Annotated in this window: 5 protein-coding genes; 3 read left to right on the top strand and 2 right to left on the bottom strand. The window is 57.8% G+C overall.

Going from position 1 to position 3135, the window contains the following annotated elements; all coding sequences use genetic code 11:
* Window positions 1-550, top strand: a 550-nt coding sequence (locus AN233_RS01915) for an HAD-IC family P-type ATPase (protein WP_125919953.1), incomplete at its 5' end; no start/stop codon positions are given.
* 321 nt (window positions 551-871) lie between these two features.
* On the opposite strand, the gene AN233_RS01910 is transcribed toward AN233_RS01915, so the two are convergent.
* Window positions 872-1759 carry a hypothetical protein gene (locus AN233_RS01910; protein WP_058365179.1) on the bottom strand — a complete coding sequence of 296 codons (888 nt, stop codon included), beginning with the start codon at window positions 1757-1759 and terminating at the stop codon, window positions 872-874.
* A 53-nt stretch (window positions 1760-1812) separates the two neighbouring features.
* On the bottom strand, window positions 1813-2109 hold the full coding sequence (locus tag AN233_RS01905; RefSeq protein ID WP_006183479.1) for a PadR family transcriptional regulator: 297 nt from the start codon (window positions 2107-2109) through the stop codon (window positions 1813-1815).
* Between the two features lie 134 nt (window positions 2110-2243).
* Between AN233_RS01905 and AN233_RS01900 the strand changes: the two genes are divergently transcribed.
* Window positions 2244-2411, top strand: coding sequence for a DNA-binding protein (locus AN233_RS01900; protein WP_004048632.1), 168 nt, complete (start codon window positions 2244-2246; stop codon window positions 2409-2411).
* 74 nt (window positions 2412-2485) lie between these two features.
* The coding region (locus tag AN233_RS01895; protein ID WP_176696606.1) for an exodeoxyribonuclease VII large subunit at window positions 2486-3135 on the top strand (650 nt) is incomplete at its 3' end.

Below are 3135 nucleotides of genomic sequence, written 5' to 3'. Positions count from 1 at the left end.
CGAGGTGGCGATGCTGACCGGCGATTCGCAGGACGTCGCCAACGCTGTCGCCGACGAACTGGGCATCGACACGGTGTTCGCGGAAGTCCTCCCCGAAGACAAGGACAAGAAAGTCCAGGAGCTCCAGGACCAGGGCAAGCTCGTGGGGATGGTCGGCGACGGTGTGAACGATGCGCCGGCGCTGACGCGGGCCGACGTCGGCATCGCAATCGGGAGCGGTACCGACGTTGCGGTCCAGTCGGCGGACGTCATCCTCGTGCAGAACAACCCGATGGACGTCGTTCGGCTGGTGAAACTCAGTAAGGCGAGCTACCGGAAGATGCAGGAGAACATCGTCTGGGCGGCCGGCTACAACATCTTCGCGATTCCGCTTGCAGCAGGCGTGTTGGCACCGATTGGGATTCTGCTATCCCCGGCTGTGGGTGCGCTTCTGATGTCGTTGAGTACAGTAATCGTCGCGATCAACGCCCAGCTGCTCCGCCGCGTGGACCTGTCCATCCCCGAGCTTCCAAGCGGGACACCAGCGACTGACGCACAACCTGCAGACTGAAACGCTCCCGATCGCTTCGGAGCTTCTTTCAATTGAGTTCGGTTGATGGACAGCAAATGGCGACACTGCGTGATTTCGGTGGGTATCGCTATGCAGTCACCGATTCCACAGTTTTCTCGAGGGGTACGTAGTTTGGTATACACAGACGCTTCCTCTGATGGGCTACATTGTTGCACCAGCACTAGGTTTATACCGTTAGACGGACTTCATTCCGATATGAGCCTCGAAGAAACGGTTGACTACCTCGCCGAGGAACTCGACCTCGAGCGAAGTGAACACGTCCGTGAGGTTGGTCAGTCGGTCGCCGAGCTTCGCGACTGATCAGAACATTTCTCTGAAGTCTCGTTCGACCAGTCCGTTCTCCAGATACGTGATGAACTCTTGTTTCGTTGGTCCTTGACGGTCAAGTAGATCGTCCCGTCCTGCTCGTTCGAGAACTGCCTGCGCGAAGTCCGTACAGTGGGATTCGTGCTGCCCAGCATACTCTGAGAGGGCTTCTCGCCAGTGCATATCCAGCTCGAACTCGGCTAATCGGATTTGGATCCCATCTTTCCGTTCGACGAGGTCGACGTCCAGCTCTTCGAGTTGCTTGAAACGGAGGTTGTTCCGGCGGACAGTAATGAGCCGTTTGGAATCGACGATATAGGGATCGACCCACTCTCGCCAGGAATCGTCGTCGACGTGTGTTCGTGGCATCTCAAAATCCGGGTCCACACCCTCAATACAGAACTGCAGCATCGCGATGCCAGTTCGATGATTCGCATTCGGGAGGGAATGTCGGAGAATCAAATTCGACATCACCTCTCCAGCGACGGTCGGAAGTGGTGCTCCCCAGGAGACGTGATCGAGTGCCTGCTGGATCTTTTGCGGTTCGAACTCCTTGTAGAGCCGGAACTCATCCTCATCTCGAACATCGACCGCGGCTTCGAGCAACTCTACTAATCGGAATGCGACAACCTGCCCAGCACGGGGGAGGTCACGAATACGGTCGCTCAGCCATTCCTGATCGAAGTCGACCTCTCGGGCTGATTCGATCTCTGAATCGCCTTCGTAGAGCACATAGACCGGTGTTTCAAAGGGGTACCCGATGAGCTTTGTCGACTCGTCGGATTGCTCTCGCTGAGACAGGATCTCTGCCACCGATGCCGAGCTATATTTGAGTGAGAAATTCTCGGCCTGTGGGTGGTGATAGAAGACGAGCCGAGCCATCTTACTGTGGATTCGTGGGAAGTGGGTAAAGCAGTCCCGCTTTTATAATGATTCTACGACGGAGTGGGTGCGTTCACGTCTTCTAAATACTGACTTTCCCACTCACGTCGCGCCTCGATTTCCCGCAATCCGCGTTGCGTGACTGTGTACACGTTCGTCCGCTTGTCGAGTTCGCCCTTCTCCAGCAGTCCTTTGTTGACGAGATCGTCGAGATTCGGATAGAGGCGGCCATGATTGATCTCCTGCTCGTAATAGTCGTCGAGTTCGTCCTTGATTGCGAGCCCATGTGGTTCCTCGAGACCGGTGGTTACGTACAAGATATCCCGCTGGAACCCAGTTAGATCGTGCATCTGCCTGTTCCCTATTTTTGAGGGGTGGCATATGTTCTCTCTGGTACTCAGAGGCGAATTCGGCGGGACTGGTCAGGAAGACTACGTGAGAACTTCGAACCTTTATATGGTGGACAAGAGAAGTCCGCGATGGAATGTCTGACCTAATCGTCAAAGCAGCCGTGAAGGACGCACTTTCGGACCACAACGTCTCGGCAGATTTCTACGACGCCCTCAACGAAGAGGTCGCCGAACTGCTCGACGACGCCGCAGAGCGTGCCGAGGCCAACGACCGGAAGACGGTCCAGCCCCGCGACCTGTAGGCCTGCGTAACGCAGCCCATCCGGCACTCGAACGTAGCTTTTTGAGGTTACTGTTCAGAAGTTAGGCAACGGAGATGGCGGACGCACCGGATACCGAACGGCAGGCGGTCGAACCCGATGCGAGAGAGGTCCTTAGCGTGTCCCAGCTGAACGACCGGATCGCGTCGGTCGTCCAGGACACGCCTGCCCTCAACGGCGTCCGCTGTATCGGGGAGGTCACCGACCTCCACCAGAACAGCACGGCGCTCTACTTCACGCTCACCGACGGCGAGGCCGAGCTCCCCTGTATGATCTGGGCGAACCGCTACCGGGAGATGGACGCCGACCTCGAGGACGGGACCGAAGTCATCCTCGAGGGCGATATCGATTACTGGGTCGAAGGTGGGAAAATCGACCTCAAACCGTGGGAGGTGATCGTCGTTGGCGACGGCGACCAGGCGGCTGCCGTCGAGCGACTGCGAAGCGAACTCGAAGAGCGTGGCTGGTTCGAGGACGAACAGAAACAGCAACCGCCGGCGTTCCCGGAGCGGGTCGGTGTCGTCACGTCCCTTCAAGGAGACGCCCGGTACGACATCCAAAACGCGATCCACGGACAGGACCCCACCGTCGACATCCTGGTGAAGGACGCAACCGTCCAGGGGTCGAACGCGCCGACGTCCATCGCGAACGGCATCCACCATCTCGACCGCTCGGAGGACGTCGACGCCATCATCGTCAGTCGGGG

The organism is Haloparvum sedimenti, assembly GCF_001462205.1.
GTDB lineage: Archaea > Halobacteriota > Halobacteria > Halobacteriales > Haloferacaceae > Haloparvum > Haloparvum sedimenti.
Note: the sequence above shows the minus strand (reverse complement) of the source record. Positions and strands in the feature narration are given on the sequence as shown.

Bases quoted from the DNA above. Each gene is read 5' to 3' on its own strand.
- AN233_RS01910 (WP_058365179.1), bottom strand. From the start codon at position 1,759: ATGGCTCGGCTCGTCTTCTATCACCACCCACAGGCCGAGAATTTCTCA.
- AN233_RS01905 (WP_006183479.1), bottom strand. From the start codon at position 2,109: ATGCACGATCTAACTGGGTTCCAGCGGGATATCTTGTACGTAACCACC.
- AN233_RS01900 (WP_004048632.1), top strand. From the start codon at position 2,244: ATGTCTGACCTAATCGTCAAAGCAGCCGTGAAGGACGCACTTTCGGAC.